The organism is Aquidulcibacter sp. (assembly GCF_044346625.1).
Lineage (GTDB): Bacteria > Pseudomonadota > Alphaproteobacteria > Caulobacterales > Aquidulcibacteraceae > Aquidulcibacter.
On the sequence record NZ_JBIIYV010000002.1, the window covers coordinates 14867 to 29734 of the forward strand.

At 56.1% G+C, this 14868-nt stretch carries 16 protein-coding genes and 1 tRNA gene; 9 read left to right on the forward strand and 8 right to left on the reverse strand.

What is annotated here, in order from left to right; all coding sequences use genetic code 11:
- The first annotated feature begins 40 nt into the window (after positions 1-40).
- Both ACIQ20_RS01160 and ACIQ20_RS01165 read left to right on the forward strand, forming a co-directional pair.
- Positions 41-718, forward strand: coding sequence for a nitroreductase (locus tag ACIQ20_RS01160; protein ID WP_395776607.1), 678 nt, complete (start codon positions 41-43; stop codon positions 716-718).
- A 277-nt stretch (positions 719-995) separates the two neighbouring features.
- Complete coding sequence (locus tag ACIQ20_RS01165) at positions 996-1508, forward strand: thermonuclease family protein (protein WP_395776609.1); 513 nt, start codon at positions 996-998, stop codon at positions 1506-1508.
- A 13-nt stretch (positions 1509-1521) separates the two neighbouring features.
- On the opposite strand, the gene ACIQ20_RS01170 is transcribed toward ACIQ20_RS01165, so the two are convergent.
- Positions 1522-1818 (reverse strand): hypothetical protein, encoded by a 297-nt coding sequence (locus ACIQ20_RS01170; RefSeq protein ID WP_395776611.1) that lies wholly within the window; start codon positions 1816-1818, stop codon positions 1522-1524.
- A 119-nt stretch (positions 1819-1937) separates the two neighbouring features.
- Here ACIQ20_RS01170 and ACIQ20_RS01175 point away from each other — a divergent pair, with 119 nt between their 5' ends.
- The gene (locus ACIQ20_RS01175; protein ID WP_395776613.1) at positions 1938-2858 is read left to right on the forward strand and encodes an alpha/beta fold hydrolase; all 921 of its coding nucleotides are present in this window, start codon (positions 1938-1940) and stop codon (positions 2856-2858) included.
- A gap of 72 nt (positions 2859-2930) precedes the next feature.
- Here the strand turns inward: ACIQ20_RS01175 and ACIQ20_RS01180 are convergent, their stop codons facing one another.
- Together ACIQ20_RS01180 and ACIQ20_RS01185 are read right to left on the reverse strand one after the other, a co-directional pair.
- Entirely contained in the window at positions 2931-4310 is a 1380-nt protein-coding gene (locus ACIQ20_RS01180) for an alpha/beta hydrolase (protein WP_395776615.1), read from the reverse strand.
- Positions 4311-4470: 160 nt separating this feature from the next.
- Positions 4471-4791: a hypothetical protein gene (locus ACIQ20_RS01185; protein WP_395776617.1), complete on the reverse strand. Its 321-nt coding sequence runs from the start codon at positions 4789-4791 to the stop codon at positions 4471-4473.
- Between the two features lie 349 nt (positions 4792-5140).
- Between ACIQ20_RS01185 and ACIQ20_RS01190 the strand changes: the two genes are divergently transcribed.
- Complete coding sequence (locus ACIQ20_RS01190; protein ID WP_395776619.1) at positions 5141-6400, forward strand: TadE/TadG family type IV pilus assembly protein; 1260 nt, start codon at positions 5141-5143, stop codon at positions 6398-6400.
- Between the two features lie 243 nt (positions 6401-6643).
- Here the strand turns inward: ACIQ20_RS01190 and ACIQ20_RS01195 are convergent.
- Positions 6644-6718: transfer RNA gene (locus tag ACIQ20_RS01195), tRNA-Val, on the reverse strand.
- Between the two features lie 608 nt (positions 6719-7326).
- Here ACIQ20_RS01195 and ACIQ20_RS01200 point away from each other — a divergent pair.
- Entirely contained in the window at positions 7327-7530 is a 204-nt protein-coding gene (locus ACIQ20_RS01200; protein ID WP_290804814.1) for a hypothetical protein, read from the forward strand.
- 1 nt (position 7531) lies between these two features.
- Here the strand turns inward: ACIQ20_RS01200 and ACIQ20_RS01205 are convergent, their stop codons facing one another.
- Entirely contained in the window at positions 7532-8212 is a 681-nt protein-coding gene (locus ACIQ20_RS01205) for an HAD-IA family hydrolase (RefSeq protein WP_346382405.1), read from the reverse strand.
- A 143-nt stretch (positions 8213-8355) separates the two neighbouring features.
- Here ACIQ20_RS01205 and glmU point away from each other — a divergent pair, with 143 nt between their 5' ends.
- The 4 genes from glmU to ACIQ20_RS01225 all read left to right on the forward strand — a co-directional run bounded on the left by glmU (position 8356) and on the right by ACIQ20_RS01225 (position 12693).
- Entirely contained in the window at positions 8356-9726 is a 1371-nt protein-coding gene (gene glmU, locus ACIQ20_RS01210) for a bifunctional UDP-N-acetylglucosamine diphosphorylase/glucosamine-1-phosphate N-acetyltransferase GlmU (RefSeq protein ID WP_395776621.1), read from the forward strand.
- Positions 9723-10436, forward strand: coding sequence for a ribose-5-phosphate isomerase RpiA (rpiA, locus tag ACIQ20_RS01215; protein ID WP_395776623.1), 714 nt, complete (start codon positions 9723-9725; stop codon positions 10434-10436). Before glmU ends, rpiA begins: the two co-directional genes overlap by 4 nt.
- 204 nt (positions 10437-10640) lie before the next feature.
- Positions 10641-12023, forward strand: a complete 1383-nt coding sequence (gor, locus tag ACIQ20_RS01220) for a glutathione-disulfide reductase (RefSeq protein WP_395776625.1) — start codon at positions 10641-10643, stop codon at positions 12021-12023.
- Between the two features lie 121 nt (positions 12024-12144).
- Positions 12145-12693, forward strand: coding sequence for a response regulator transcription factor (locus tag ACIQ20_RS01225; RefSeq protein WP_395776627.1), 549 nt, complete (start codon positions 12145-12147; stop codon positions 12691-12693).
- A gap of 7 nt (positions 12694-12700) precedes the next feature.
- Here the strand turns inward: ACIQ20_RS01225 and ACIQ20_RS01230 are convergent, their stop codons facing one another.
- The 3 genes from ACIQ20_RS01230 to ACIQ20_RS01240 are packed head-to-tail and all read right to left on the reverse strand — an operon-like array spanning position 12701 to position 14854.
- The gene (locus ACIQ20_RS01230) at positions 12701-13510 is read right to left on the reverse strand and encodes an acyl-CoA thioesterase (RefSeq protein ID WP_395776629.1); all 810 of its coding nucleotides are present in this window, start codon (positions 13508-13510) and stop codon (positions 12701-12703) included.
- Positions 13507-14106: a 2-hydroxychromene-2-carboxylate isomerase gene (locus ACIQ20_RS01235; protein WP_395776631.1), complete on the reverse strand. Its 600-nt coding sequence runs from the start codon at positions 14104-14106 to the stop codon at positions 13507-13509. The genes ACIQ20_RS01230 and ACIQ20_RS01235 overlap by 4 nt, the downstream gene beginning before the upstream one ends.
- 7 nt (positions 14107-14113) lie before the next feature.
- Positions 14114-14854 carry an SDR family NAD(P)-dependent oxidoreductase gene (locus tag ACIQ20_RS01240; RefSeq protein ID WP_395776633.1) on the reverse strand — a complete coding sequence of 247 codons (741 nt, stop codon included), beginning with the start codon at positions 14852-14854 and terminating at the stop codon, positions 14114-14116.
- Positions 14855-14868: the final 14 nt, after the last annotated feature.

The window sequence follows — 14868 nt, forward strand, 5'->3', positions numbered from 1 at the left end:
GGGTAAGCAAGTTAAGCGTAGAATGGCTCAGGGGTATCACATGGAATTCGATCAGGTTGTTTTGGGTCGGCGCAGTATTCGTGGCTATAAGCCTGACCCTGTGCCGAAAGTGCTGATCGAGGAAATTCTGGGGCTGGCCATGCGCGCGCCCTCGTCGATGAATACCCAGCCTTGGAACTTCTATGTGCTGACGGGTGAACCCTTAGACCGCATTCGCGCCGGCAATACCGAGCGTAATCTGGCCGGAGTGCCGCACTCGCGCGAGTTTCGCATTGGCGGGGCCTTTGCAGGCGTGCACCGGGATCGCCAAGTAGGCGTCGCTAAACAATTATTCTCTGCCATGGGGATCGCACGCGAAGATCAAGTCATGCGGCAGGACTGGGTGCTGCGCGGCTTTCGTCAGTTTGACGCACCGGTATGCATCATCATCACCTATGACAAAGTCCTGGACGGCAGCGATGATACGCCGTTTGACTGTGGGGCAGTCGCCACCGCCTTGGTAAACGCCGCTTGGTCGCGGGGCTTGGGCACGGTTATCAACAGCCAAGGCATCATGCAGTCGCCCGTCGTGCGCGAGCATGCCGGCATTGCGGACGATCAAGTCATTATGAAGAGCATTGCGCTGGGCTGGCCTGACGAGACCTTCCCGGCAAATGCGGTGGTGTCAGAGCGCAAGAGCGTGGCCGACGCCACCACCTTTGTCGGTTTTGACGACTAAACCCGATAACCTTTCTTAGCACGCTCAGTTCTTTATCGTGCACCCCACGGTGCTCGGAGGATTACTGCATTCCCTGCAGAGCTGCTTCCAGCTCAAAGAAGGACCTTTGCGCTTAGAGCGCCAACCGGGGCCACCGCGACAGCTACAGCCGCTGCACTGGCTGGCATTGTGTTCCGGCTTACCCCCGCCGCTAGCCTGAACGGGCGAGGACTGGAGTTGCACTGGCGCACAAACCATGATCAGGCCAGCTAGTTGTGTTTTATAGTGCGTCGCGTTCATGTGTGTTCCCAAGAGTGTTTTGTGTCTAGTCGCTTTTGGCGGCCTATTTTCGTTTCCCTTAGAGGCAGGGGCCAAAGCATCGGCGGGGCCTCTGCAAGGCCGGGCCTCGGTCATTGATGGCGACACGTTGGAGGTTCAAGGCACGCGCATCCGCCTGTTCGGCATTGATGCGCCCGAATCCGCACAAACCTGTTTAGATCAAGCAGCCAGAACCTATCGCTGCGGCAAGCGTGCGGCATTTGCCTTGTCCGATAAGGTGGGCGCGCGGGCCGTCTCCTGTCAGCCGACTGGCAAGGATCGTTTTGACCGTGTCGTGGCGCGCTGTTCTGTGGCGGGGGAAGACCTACAGGCTTGGATGGTGCGCAATGGCCATGCATTGGCCTTTCGACGCTATTCTAAAGCTTACCGTCCGTATGAAGCAGAGGCCAAAGCCGCGAAGGCAGGCATGTGGAAGGGTAGTTTCGGGGCCCCTTGGGACTGGCGGCGCGACCAGCCGCGTCAAAAAAGGTGAGGGGCCTATCGCGCTAGGACGTGCACAAATCCCGCACACCCGCTTCGATCATGGGTCCGCGCTCATGATGGGTGGCGACAGACTTGGTTGAGGGCACCTCCTTTAGTCGCTTGTGAGAGCTTTCAGCAGCAAGCGCCAAACCTGTGCGCGACCAAGACCTGAAGTCATAATCCGCCGCCATCGCGCGAATAGCGCGACAATTGGGCGAGCTATATTTAGGATCTTCTGGGTTTGGCACCGTGCCAGACAAGCCAGAGGGGGACACACAGCCGCTGACCATCAAGGCCAGACAAATGATTGCTTTTTTCATCCGCTCACGCCTTCGCTTGGTCTAGAAGTGGGTCCATCATAAATATCCAAGATAGAATGACAACTAGGTTTCTAAGCAAATTTGTGCGACCGTAATTGGGTAATGAAAGCAGGATTGCAATGACACTTAAACGAGCGGGCGCCATCGGTCTAATCTTGCTTGTAGCCCTAGCCTTCTGGCTCTGGACCCCGGATCGCTCGCGAGACGAGCTGGAGGCGCGTTATCTGAACAGTCCCACCGACCTCGTCGATATGGGCGGTTTTCGCCTGCATATCCGCGACACGGGCCTTAAATCAGCGCCAACCATCATTCTTCTGCATGGCTTTGGCTCTAGCCTACAGACATGGGACCTTTGGGCCGGGCCGCTAGAGCGCACGTACCGCGTCGTGCGTTTAGACCTGCCCGGCGCTGGCCTATCTGATCCAGATCCGACTGGTGATTATACCGACGCGCGTACCCAAGCCCTCATCCTCAAGCTGATGGACAAGCTGGACATCAAGCAAGCTGTCTTTGTCGGCAATTCCTTGGGCGGCAGGATTGCTTGGACCTTTGCGGCCAAGCACCCAGACCGGGTCAGCAAGCTTGTGTTGATCTCGCCAGATGGGTTTGCAAGCCCCGGCTTTGCCTATGGCCAGAAGGCCGAAGTGCCCGCCCTTTTATCCATCATGTCCTATGTCCTGCCCAGAGCTCTCTATCGGCCCAATATTGAGGTCGCCTACGCAGACCCCAAACGCCTGACCGAGGCGGTCTTTGATCGCTATTACGACCTAACCTTGGCCCCAGGCAGCCGAGACGCCTTGTTGGCCCGCATGCAGCAGACGGTGCTTGTCGACCCCCGTCCGATCCTACCCAAAATCACCCAGCCCGTCTTGCTACTCTGGGGCAAGAAAGACGCACTTATCCCTGTGGCGAATGCCCAAGATTATCTCAAAGCCCTGCCCGATGCGACGCTGACGACCTTCGACAATCTTGGCCATGTGCCGCATGAGGAAGATGCGACGGAGAGCATCGTGCCGCTGTTGGTGTTTTTGCGGGTGTAGGGGGTAGACCAAGCCGCTGGATGGAGCTAACTCCTGAAAGGTACGCACGCTGCCCAACCAACCCCCTTGATCTCACTTCTTAGACGGCGTCGGCAGCGGTTTCGTTTTGCAGTTTGGGGTGATTGGTGCCGTGGTTGTGGGCTGGTTTGAGCACAAGGCGGCGAAGCTCGCCGATTGGATTGCGCTCATCCGCTGAAGATAGTCTGGCGGAAACGACAAGATCCCAGTCGTCGGGTCGCGCACAAGGCCTCTTTCTTCCGGGGGCAGTCGATAGGCGAGCTTCATTAGGATATCGCCGCTAACCCAAGGACTGGAGCGGAGATAACCATGTCCGTTATCGAGCGTAATGTCTTCAGCATTGGAGACATTGATGTAGGAAATTCGTTCCTTATTGTCGGTCAGCAAGCGACGAAAGGCGGGGGTCAGTTCACTCGACGTCATGGTGGACCCCAGCCGCTTGTGGCCGGTGACCAAGCCAGACACCTGCAAAGCGCGGTCGCGCTGTGATCCATAGATGATCAGATGCCGCTGAGACCCAAGGATGCCGTCGGCCAAATAGGCCGAGAATACATCCCGGTCGATATCGCTGCTGACCAACATGACGTTTTCAAGCTTGTGACCCAAGCGCTTGGGGTCCGCCTCACGGCCCCGGTTGATCAGCGAGATTTGCTCCATCGCACGCGCGACCATGCGCGTGCCGGCGCTATAGCCCAAAATATGAATGCGTTCTGCTTTGGTGGAGGTTTCCACAAACTCGATCAGTTCGCGAAGATTGCGGGCCATACCTGCTGCTGCGTCAATATCACCAAAATAGGCGGTGCTTTTGGGCGTCGATGGCCAAGAGAACGCAATAAACGCACCCTCATAGCCTAAGAAATGCCAGAGTTCTGAGCTTATCAGCACCGGATTTTCAAAGACGACCTTATAGCCATGCACATAGATAAACACGTCCTTTTGGGACGATTGGTCCAAGCGTTCATTGATCTCCTTGGCAAAGCGGGCGCGGGCTACGCCCGCCTCATCGCTCACCCCATCCTCGGTTAAAGGTGTGCGAGGGTCCAGGGCACCGAATTCTTCCACGCCCGTCACGCGCAGCGGATAATGGGCCGCCTGATTCTTCAGAATGGAAATCTCCCGCGCCTTTTCCCAAGTCAGGTCGCTATCGCCCACTTCCAGCTTTGCCAGACCGACCCGCAAAGCTTGACTGCGGGCTCCACCATAAAACCCGCTCTCAGAGACTCCCACCGGGGCACGATCAGTCGCATAGAGCATGCCGCCACCGGGTAAATCCGAGATTGGCTTGGTGTCACTGGCGGCATTGAGCTTGCCGTGAATGAGGGCCTCAGGCGCGCTAACAATTTTGAGCATCAATGGATCACTGGCGCATCCAGTCACAGCCAGCAGCATCGCAAAGATCAAACCAAGCGAACCCACATGTCGATTACTAGCCATTCCACCCCCAACCAGCGAAGCCCTAAGGTGGAGCCTAGCATGGGTTCTCGAGGTTGCACACAGGGTTTCATTGGCGAGTGGGGCGGTGTGCAGATTAGGTGGTTGGGTCGGGTGCATTCCCCAATGAATGCGCCGATTTCCTAATGCGAAAAGCGCATTGCTACGGATTTTGACCTGCGACTGAGACGATTACATCACGCCGATAAAACACGATTGCGACAACTATTAGTCCTGGAACGTAAAGCAAGCTAACTATCCAATCCATAGAACCACTAATTGCGTAGCCCCAAGTTGAAAACGGCACGACGCCGAGCGTCGTGAGCACGATTGAAAGCAGATAGCGGACCTTCAAATTTTTCACAAAAACACCCACGGCCGCGCGAAACAAGCAATACAAAATTGAGCCCAAGATTACTGCACCCAGAGTCGCTCCAAGAAAAATAGCCAAAGAGCTCAAAAGAATAGCCAGCAAGCTTAACATGCATCATCCCGTCAAGTTCAGATCTAAAGGCCTGTATAGAGATATCTAAACGTAGGGTTAAATCAATAGCCCAAGCCGCTAGGTACGATGCATTCCGTTAGGAATGCGCCGATTTCCCTTAAGCTTGGTACCGTGTTGCCACTCTTAGTCCTCTAGCGAAAAACTAATTTGATCAAATTTAGGCGTGGCTTGAAGGCGGTGCATTCCTGATGGAACGCACCCTACCGCGCGAAGCGCATTGCTTAGGGATACATTTGTTATCTTAAAATTTGATACTTTGAATTCTCAATTTTTTAAGTCTCTATGGTCATAAAATGCTTTTCAATCTCAATTAGTGGTGTTTCGGAAGATGACTATCTCGAAATTGCTCGCTCGCATCAAATTGTTCAATACAGATGCTCGCGGTTCGCTAGCAGTAACGTTCGCGCTCCTATCTGTCTCGGTAGTGCTCATGGTCGGGATGACGATGGATTATACCGAGAAGTCCAATATTGAGACCAAGTTTCAGGCGGCTGTCGATGCGGGGACACTGGCTGCAGCCAGATTGGATGATGAGGACAGCGAACGGGCACAGATTGCAGGGCGTCACTTTAATGCGAACCTGTCATCTAATGAACTTGCAATGGTCTCCCACAAAGAATTCGTGATGACGGAAGATAAGGAGCGTATCGAAGGGTGGGCGGATATCGTCATCCCGACGCGTTTTGTAGGCATCCTCGGCTTTCCCAGTTTTTCCTCGACCTTACGGGCAACGGCCGCTATTGCGCGGCCAGAGATTCGCCAATTGGACATTGTCATGTGCATTGATGCGACTGGTTCAATGGGGTCGACCTTAAACGCCGTCAAGACAAACGCGCTCAACCTTGAAGCCAACCTTACCGCGGAGTTGGAGAAGCGCGGCATCAAAGCGTTCGATGTCATGCGCGTTCGAGCCATCTATTATCGCGACTATGGCGGGTCAAACCTCACCGGATCGAATCGATGGTGGCATAACGGCACGTCATGGGTATTGATAAATTCTTCCCATCCCGAATACTGGAAGGGGGTTGGAGATACGCCGCCGATGAAGTCGTCCGCATTCTTCAATCTCCCGGCCGACAGAACCAGCTTCAGCGCCTACGTGAGCCCGGAAACGGCTACTGGAGGCGCGGACTTACCAGAGTCGGGGCTTGAATGCGTGAACGAGGCTATGGACTCGAACTGGGCGAAGGTTGGCGATCTCCCCAGCGGGGGCACCAAGCCGTTGCAGGCGGTCTATCCCGTCATCGCCGTGTGGACAGACATCACAGCGCACAGGCCAGGCTACTCTGTAAGCTTGAAGAACCCGGACTATCCGCCTGCCACGAAGATGCCGCGCACCTATGACGGGCTGCGCGCCAAATGGGACGATCCGAAGATTATCGATCAGAAACGCAAATTGCTCGTGTTCTTTGGCAACCCGGCTATGATTGGAAGTGATACGGACGGCCCCGCTGACGGATGGCTCAAGGTCAAAGAGTGGCCAGGCTTCATGGTCGGCGGCACACTGACTGAAGGCAACACTCAACTGGTAACGAAGCTCGCTGACGCAATCGCCAGCAAGGTGCTTATTCCAACCTTGACCGAATGAACGTAGCTTCAGGGGCCATTTATTGCGGTTCCCAAGACGAGTAAGTCGCCGCGCAATCGCGACACAGCCAACCTGTCCATCATTTGCGGCGAACGGCGGGGTGTTCCCGACGCCGACGGCGTCGCGCAACACATAGCTATTTTGAAACTTGGTGCGGACTTCACTGAAAATCTGGATCGAACAGAAGGGAAGGGCGCATACCGTCTGGCAAACACCAGGTGTCCTTCCAACGGTGCGTTTAAATGGTGGGCGATACTGGGATTGAACCAGTGACCCCTGCAGTGTGAATGCAGTGCTCTTCCGCTGAGCTAATCGCCCGTCCGCCGTGCCGCCAAAGGGGCATTGAGTGCGAGAGGCGGCGTCATGAAGGTTGGGGCCGGTAACGTCAAGAGGGGCAGGTGCCAATCCTTGATTTCGCGCATCAAAGTTGTGGGTGGGTCTGAGCCTTTAGTTTAGCTGCGCTATCCCCAGATCGATGCAGATGGGAATCAATACATCCGCATACGTCTGAGACGAGAATGGCCGCGATTTTATCTGTGAACGTTCATTTTGACGGTTTTTCGCTCTGAATCACCGACCGCAATCGGTTCCATGCAAATTTGCAATGCACCTATTACCTCCGAAAACAAGGGTCCCGAGTTCCTGTGATTCATGGAAATCGACTAAAATTCACCAAAAAAATTCTACATATAAGGAAAAATGTGGAAGTTTCTACCGCGATTTTTCCCGTTTCTGGGACATGTTAAGAAATTCTGATGTCAAGCCCCGATCTTATGATTTTTTGGTGTTTCAACTAAGCTTAAAATTCGTCGATTTTTGCCTTGAATGTGACAGGTTTGTGTAGTTAAAGCCGCCATCCAAAACAAACCGATGCTCGTTATGGGTTTGTCTCACCCAATCAATAACAGAAAAAAATGAGGACCAAAATGGAAGGCGATTTTTGCACGAACGACGGCGCACGACGTTTGAAGCTGAAGATTCAAGAGTATTGGCGCGAACGTGGCTATGACGTCAGCGTTGATCTGGTTGAAGAAGGTTTCGTTCCTGCGATGCGTTCGGGCCGTACCGATGTGCGCTCTGACATGGTGAATGGTTTGCCACGTCGTCGCGCTGCGACTGAAGCCGCATAGATCATTTTATCAAAAGCTGCTCGATCAAATCAGGCAGCTCATGGTAATGATCAAAGACAGCGTCCGCCCCCAAGGCGGACGCTTTTTCTATGGTGTAGCCAAAAGTTGCCAACACCACCGGGATCGACGCATTGCGTGCGGCCTGCAGGTCGGTGATGCTGTCGCCCACCATCAGCGCCCGGTCGACGCTGCCGCCGCTGGCCTCAATCGTATAGGTCAAATGGCGACCATCGGGCTTGTTCACACCGGCCTGTCCATTGGCAACGATGGCCTTAAAATAGCGCACCATATCAAATGCCTCGAGAACTGGCTGGGCCAAATGCGCTGGCTTATTGGTACAAACGCTGAGGATTGCCCCCTTGGCTGATAGGGTTTCCAAAACATCGATCACGCCTTCGAAAGGCAGGCTTTCTTGCGTCAGGCCCGCTTGATAGACCTCCAAAAAATGGGCGATGTGGATGGCCAATGTCTCTTCATCAAAGCTAACACCGGCCGCAAGGCCTGCCTTGATTACCAAGGCCCGGGCACCTTGGCCAATCATGCCACGCACACTGGTCAGGGAAATCTCGGGCAGGCCGGCGCGCACCATCACGGCATTGGTCGCGCGCACAAGGTCTGGCGCGGTATCGACTAAGGTGCCGTCTAGATCAAACGAGATTGCCAGCCCATCTATTCCGCGCATGTCCCATCGTCCTTTGGTTTTCGCCAACTCGACCCAGAAAGGTTTTTCTGTTTAGCCTCTGGCCTGTCTGCCTGTTCGACGGCTAGAAGGCTAGACGTTTGGGCACAAGCCGAATCAGCACTTGCTTCCTGGAAGGAAATCCCATGTCTCGCGCGCGCGCCGCCATCATTCTTGCAGCTGGTCACGGCACCCGCATGAAGTCGAGCTTGTCGAAAGTCCTCCACCCTGTCGGCGGCCGTCCGATGATGGCGTGGACGATTGCTTTGGCCAAAAGCCTCGGCTGTGAGAAGATCATTGTGGTGGTCGGCAGCCATAATCCAGATGCCAAGCTGGTGGCAGAAGCCAGCCTCGGCCCCGGCACAACTGCGCTGCAGGATCCACCCCTTGGCACTGCCCATGGCGTAAATGCGGCAAAGGACGCGCTGAAAGGTTTTGAGGGCGACGCCATCGTGCTTTATGCCGACACACCCTTGATCCGCACCGAGACCGCCGCGCAAGTGTTTGATAGCCTCGCGCAGGGCTTTGCCGTCTCCGTTCTGGGCTTTGAGGCCGCAGACCCAGGCGCCTATGGCCGCTTGATCCTTAACGCGTCTGGTGATCTGGATGCGATTGTGGAGGCTAAGGAGGCCAGCCCCGCGCAATTGGCTGTGCGCCTGTGCAATTCGGGTGTACTGGCCGCCCCCGCGCCCTTGTTGTTTGAGCTGTTGTCGGAAGTCAAAAACGACAATGCCAAGGGCGAATATTATCTAACCGACGTTGTCGCCCTTGCCCGCGCTCGCGGCCTACGCGCCACTGCCGTGCCGGGCACCGAGGATGAAGTGCTCGGCGTCAATAGTCGGGTAGAGCTGGCCCAAGCTGAAGCGCAATTCCAAGCCAAGAAGCGCCATGAAGCTATGGTCGCAGGCGTGACCTTAACCGCGCCCGACACGGTCTATTTCGCCCACGACACAGAGGTCGCCAATGATGTGACGATTGAACCCCATGTCGTCTTTGGCCCCAAAGTGGTGGTGGAGACCGGGGCCGTTATCCGCGCCTTCTCGCATCTGGAAGAATGCCTCATCCGCAAGGGTGCCCTGATCGGCCCCTTTGCCCGCATCCGCCCCGGCAGCGACATTGGCGAGAATGCCCATATTGGCAATTTCGTGGAAACCAAAAAGGCCAAAATCGGGGCAGGGGCCAAGGCCAATCATCTGACCTATCTGGGCGATGTGACCGTGGGGGCCAAGACCAATATCGGGGCTGGCACCGTCACCTGTAATTATGACGGGTTCGACAAATACCACACCGAAATCGGAGCCAATGCCTTTATCGGCTCTGACACGATGTTGGTTGCCCCCGTCACGATTGGCGAAGGCGCCATGACGGGCTCGGGCTCGACCATCACCAAGGACGTGCCCGCAGGGGCGCTGGGGCTAGAGCGCGCTGATCAACGCAATCTGGAAGGCTGGGCCACCAAATTCCGCGCTCGCAAGACCGCCGCTAAAGCGCTGAAATCTAAGGGGGATGGCGCGTGACCGGGCCAGATTTTGCCAAGATGCAGGCCGCCGCGGCGGCACTCGAATATGTCGAAGATGGCATGATCGTTGGCCTTGGCACCGGCTCTACCGCCAATCACTTTATCTCTATGTTGGGTGAGCGTGTGCGCGAGGGCCTGACCATTGGCGCGATCCCCACTTCAGAAGCCAGCCGCCGCCTTGCGGCCAGCCTTGGCATCCCGTTAATCGAGGTCGACCAAGCCGACCGGATCGACGTCACCGTCGATGGCGCGGATGAAGTTGACCAATATCTCAACCTCCTTAAAGGCGGCGGCGGGGCCTTATTGCGCGAAAAAATCATCGCCCACGCCACCGATCATCTGGTGGTGATTGCCGATAAGTCCAAACTGGTCAATGTTTTAGGCGCGTTTCCTCTGCCATTAGAAGTCACCAGTTTTGGCTTTACCATCACCGCGAAAAAAGTGTTTGACGCTTTGCGCGCCACGGGCTGCAAGACCGCCGATATCAAGCTGCGCGAAGCCGGTGCCCCCGGCAGGCCTTTCATCACCGACAATGGCAATTACATCCTAGACTGCGCCTGCGGCCACATCCCCGACGCCGCCGCCACCGCCACCGCCCTCAACACCATCCCCGGCGTCATCGAAAACGGCATCTTCCTCACCTTTCCCCGCACCGTGCGGACGGTGCTGTTTGGGCATGAGGATGGGGTGGATATGGTGGAGGTTTAGGGGGGGGGACTTCCTCACGAGGTCCACTCCAAGTGGCGTGAGGATGTTTTGACCCCTAAAGCAATGTCGCGAGACGCTATTCAGGAAAATAAGTGCACAGGCTCGCGACCAGCTTGCCCACCCACAACCACACCCCCCACCTAGCAATCACCCACCTCGCGCCCTACATGCTTGGCCAATACTTCAAACGAAAGCTGACCCTCCATGACCGATGCGACCGCCTTTGATTTTGACCTGTTTGTCATTGGTGCGGGGTCGGGGGGTGTGCGGGCGGCGCGGATGAGTGCGGCGTTTGGGGCTAAGGTGGCGGTGGCGGAAGAGTATCGGATTGGCGGTACCTGCGTGATCCGGGGCTGTGTGCCGAAGAAGCTTTTGATCTATGCCTCAGAATTTGGGCATGAGATGGCCGATATCGCACCGGGCTATGGCTGGACGTTTGAGGGCGCGAAGTTTGATTGGCCGACGCTTCGAGACAATGTCGGCGCAGAAGTGGACCGCTTGAGCGGGATTTATGCGCGCAATCTGCGTAATTCTGGCGTCACCATCTTGGAAGCGCGCGCCGAAATTACCGGCCCCAACAGCGTCAAGCTCTCCACCGGGGAGACGTTTACGGCCAAGACGATCCTGATCGCGACAGGCGGCAAGCCTTCTGTGCCCAGTGATGTGCCTGGGATTGAGCATGCCATCACGTCGAATGAAATCTTCCTGTTGCATGCACTTCCTAAGTCAATTCTGATTGCTGGCGGGGGCTATATCGCGGTTGAATTTGCCTTTTTGTTAAAGGGCTTAGGCGTCGATGTGACCTTGCTCTATCGTGGCGATACGGTGCTGCGCGGCTTTGACGATGATGTGCGCTTGCACGTACATGGAGAGCTAAAGCGCAAGGGCATTCGGGTGGTGACCCATACCGTGTTGACCAGCGTTGATAAGACCGAAGCGGGCCTGACCGCCCATCTGGCCAATGGCCAGAGTGTGCACGCAGACGCCCTGATGCTAGCCGTGGGCCGCGACCCCTATAGCGATGGCCTTGGCTGTGAGGCTGCGGGTGTGGAGCGCCAGGCCAATGGCGCGATTAAGGTTGATGCCTATTCGCAAACCAGCGTGCCTTCCATCTATGCAGTTGGCGATGTGACCAATCGGATGAATTTGACGCCGGTGGCGATCCGCGAAGGGGCGTGCTTTGCTGCAACCGTGTTTGGTGGCACGCCGATGTCGTTTGACCATGACACGATCGCCACGGCTGTCTTCTCGCAACCACCAACAGGCACGGTTGGCCTGTCTGAGGCCGATGCGCGGGCGAAATATGGCCCGGTCGATATTTATAAGACAACATTCCGGCCCATGCGCTATGTCATGCCCAATGACGAGACGCGGATGCTGATGAAACTTATCGTGCGGCCTGCCGATGATGTGGTGATTGGCTGTCATATCGTTGGGCCAGATGCCGCAGAAATCATCCAAGCCGTCGGCATTGCGGTGAAGCACGGCCTGACAAAAGCGCAATTTGACGCCACCTGTGCGGTTCACCCCACTGTCGCGGAAGAACTGGTGACAATGAAAGAGAAGTGGGTACCACCCGTTCTCTAGGTTAGTTCAGCCGAACTGCCTCACACTCTAAAGCCGTTAGGTAATCTGTAACCCATTGGTACTGCCGATTGGTAACATCTTTGTGCGTGCTCTCTCCACACCAAAACAAGGCGAGGTGCCGATGCGCCCATCCTCTCAAAATAGAGCCGTCTCGATCTTACTGGCTGAATTTAACCCGCAATTCCGCTCGGCTGTCCAATCCATTCTTCTGTATCAGCACTTTAGTAAAATCTCAGAAGTTTATGATTCCAAGAACTTTACCGACGCCGTGCGATCGAATAGCTTTGAGGTGATTTTGCTGGATTCCAGTATTCCTAATTTGGATGCGATCTCGGTTACGCGCTTCATTCGCTCCGGTAAGTTGGGGGTTAACCCTGCGGTGGTGATCATTCTCCTCTCCCATCGCAGCGACGTGACCTTTATTTATGAGGCGCGCGAAGCGGGTGTGACAGAAATTGTCGCCAAGCCGTTCTCAAGCGCAGCCCTGATGGCGCGCCTAAATAATGCCATAGAAAAGCCTAGGCCCTTTATCACTTCGGTCGGCTATACGGGGCCGTGCCGGCGGACTGGGGAAGTGGAATCCTTTATCGAGCCGCCAAAAGAGCGGCTCGGCGATCACCTCGCGGCGCGAAGCGATGACCTTATCATTCTCTCACGCGACGCGTCCTGAACCCTTCTCAGCCGAACAGCGCAATGGTCTGGCGGCAGGCCAGCAAGGGTTTGCCGTCAGAGGCCCAAAGATAAGAGTTTTGGGCCGAATAACCGTCCCCAATCGCCTCACTTTTCAGATGGGCGGCATACCAGCCGTCTGCGCTGGATGGGGCGTCGGTTAGGAAGTCGACCATCCAAGTCATGGTGCTCAGTGGCGTGAAGCTGTCAAACAGGCTGAGGGCCGCAGGTGGCGGGGCGTCGGCCAAGGCCAAAAGGGTCGCTTCTGCAAAATCCTCATGGCTATCAAGCGCTTTCAGCCACCAATAAATGTCGGCATCCGTCGCACCAGAGACGGGCAAGGCCCCTTTGGCTAGGCGCATGTCGAAATGGTCGGTGAAGAGCGGGCGTGGTCGATCCTTCGAGAAGGGTCGAAAGACCTCTGCAGGGGTTGGCAGGGTCGGCATGTCCAACAACACTTGCCGCTTTGCCGACACCCGATTGGCCCCGAAACAGAAGGTTGCATGCACGCCAAAGCCCGCTTCGCTTGTCAGATCAGCGGTGACAAAGGCGGCAGACTTGCCCTGCCGCAGCATGTTTGGCCTGATCGAAACGTCACCCGCACTGGGCCCTGCAAAGGCGATCAAGGCAGAGCGCAGGGCAGGCAGGTCTGGATAGGCCATGCGGACCGCGCGTAAACACAAGGCCGCTGAGATCCCGCCATAAAGCGTGCGGCCTTGCATCCAATCTGGCCCGGCGGTGACGTGATAGCGCCCGTCTGTTTCGGTCATCTGGCCTAGAAGCGTATCAAAGCGGGTAGGGGCTTGATCATCGCTCATGCGGCCAAGGCCTCATGCACTTGGCCCAAACGGTCTTTTCCAAAATATAGCTCACCAGCAACAAAGAAGCTGGGGATGCCAAAAACGCCACGGGCAACAGCTGCTTCGGTATTGGCAACCAGCGTTGCCTTGACATCCGGTTCAGCGGTGGCCGCCATTAGGGCAGGGCCGTCGAGACCTGCTTTTACAAGGACTTCTGCGATCACATTCATATCATCCATCTTCAAGCCATCTTCCCAGAAGCCTTTGAGTACCGCTTCGAGATAGGTCGTGCCAACCCCTGCGGCCTGCGCGGCGACGAGTCCGCGGATCGCGTGGATGGAATTCAGCGGAAAATGCGGGTTCATTCTGAACGCGGTCAAGTGGTGACGGGCGATGAAGCGGCGCATCTCCAGCATCTCATAATCCATTTTGCCCTTAATGCCGCCAAACGCCACCATGGGGGCTTGGTTGCTGGTAGCTTTGAAAATGCCGCCCAAAAGACAGGGGGTGATGACAAGGTCTGCCCCGGTCGCATCGAGGATTGGCCCCAAGGCATGGTAGGCCAAATAGGCATTTGGGCTCGCAAAATCGAAAATAAATTCAAGCTGTTTCATGTCTTCCTCACCAGGTTTCGCTTCCAGGCCGCAGATCCAATTCATGGGTCCAAGCGCATTTGTTTTGGCTCCACAGCCAGACCCAATTCTTAGCGGCTTCATCGACTTGGATTATGTCACCTTTGGCCAAGCGGGTTTCATAATCGGGCAGAAGGCTCTTGATAAAATTGCCTTCAACCATGCCGTCCAGGATCACATGGGCGACATGCAGGCCTTTCGGCCCCAGCTCGCGCGCCATGCTTTGGGCCAGCGCCCGCAGCGCGTGCTTGGCCCCGGCAAAGGCGGAAAAGCCCTCGCGGCCCCTAAAGCTCGCCGTCGCGCCGGTAAAGATAATGGTGCCCCGACCGCGCGGGCTCATCACACGGGCCGCCTCGCGGCCTGCGACAAAGCCTGCAAAGGCTGCCATCTCCCAAACCTTTTGATACACGCGCGACGTAGTGTCGGTGATGGAAAAGCGCACATTGGCCCCGATGTTGAACGCGACAACTTCCAGATCACCAATCTCGGCTTCGATCGTGTTGATCAGTGCCACCATCGGCTCTTCCTCGCGCGCATCAATGCCAAAGGCATGGGCCTGACCACCTTGATCGCGGATGGACTGGGCCAAAGCCTCTAGGCTGTCGAGGTTTCGGGGTCGTCTGGTCATGCACACAATCATGCCTTGGGCGGCAAAGGCGCGCGCAATGGCTCCGCCTAGGCCATCGCCAGCACCGACAACCAGACAAACTTTCGTGCGCTCTTGGGTCATGCTTGCCTTTTCCA

Coding starts and splice junctions, on each gene's coding strand:
- ACIQ20_RS01160 (WP_395776607.1), top strand. CDS start 41: ATGGAATTCGATCAGGTTGTTTTGGGTCGGCGCAGTATTCGTGGCTAT.
- ACIQ20_RS01165 (WP_395776609.1), top strand. CDS start 996: ATGTGTGTTCCCAAGAGTGTTTTGTGTCTAGTCGCTTTTGGCGGCCTA.
- ACIQ20_RS01170 (WP_395776611.1), bottom strand. CDS start 1,818: ATGAAAAAAGCAATCATTTGTCTGGCCTTGATGGTCAGCGGCTGTGTG.
- ACIQ20_RS01175 (WP_395776613.1), top strand. CDS start 1,938: ATGACACTTAAACGAGCGGGCGCCATCGGTCTAATCTTGCTTGTAGCC.
- ACIQ20_RS01180 (WP_395776615.1), bottom strand. CDS start 4,310: ATGGCTAGTAATCGACATGTGGGTTCGCTTGGTTTGATCTTTGCGATG.
- ACIQ20_RS01185 (WP_395776617.1), bottom strand. CDS start 4,791: ATGTTAAGCTTGCTGGCTATTCTTTTGAGCTCTTTGGCTATTTTTCTT.
- ACIQ20_RS01190 (WP_395776619.1), top strand. CDS start 5,141: ATGACTATCTCGAAATTGCTCGCTCGCATCAAATTGTTCAATACAGAT.
- ACIQ20_RS01200 (WP_290804814.1), top strand. CDS start 7,327: ATGGAAGGCGATTTTTGCACGAACGACGGCGCACGACGTTTGAAGCTG.
- ACIQ20_RS01205 (WP_346382405.1), bottom strand. CDS start 8,212: ATGCGCGGAATAGATGGGCTGGCAATCTCGTTTGATCTAGACGGCACC.
- glmU (WP_395776621.1), top strand. CDS start 8,356: ATGTCTCGCGCGCGCGCCGCCATCATTCTTGCAGCTGGTCACGGCACC.
- gor (WP_395776625.1), top strand. CDS start 10,641: ATGACCGATGCGACCGCCTTTGATTTTGACCTGTTTGTCATTGGTGCG.
- ACIQ20_RS01225 (WP_395776627.1), top strand. CDS start 12,145: ATGCGCCCATCCTCTCAAAATAGAGCCGTCTCGATCTTACTGGCTGAA.
- ACIQ20_RS01230 (WP_395776629.1), bottom strand. CDS start 13,510: ATGAGCGATGATCAAGCCCCTACCCGCTTTGATACGCTTCTAGGCCAG.
- ACIQ20_RS01235 (WP_395776631.1), bottom strand. CDS start 14,106: ATGAAACAGCTTGAATTTATTTTCGATTTTGCGAGCCCAAATGCCTAT.
- ACIQ20_RS01240 (WP_395776633.1), bottom strand. CDS start 14,854: ATGACCCAAGAGCGCACGAAAGTTTGTCTGGTTGTCGGTGCTGGCGAT.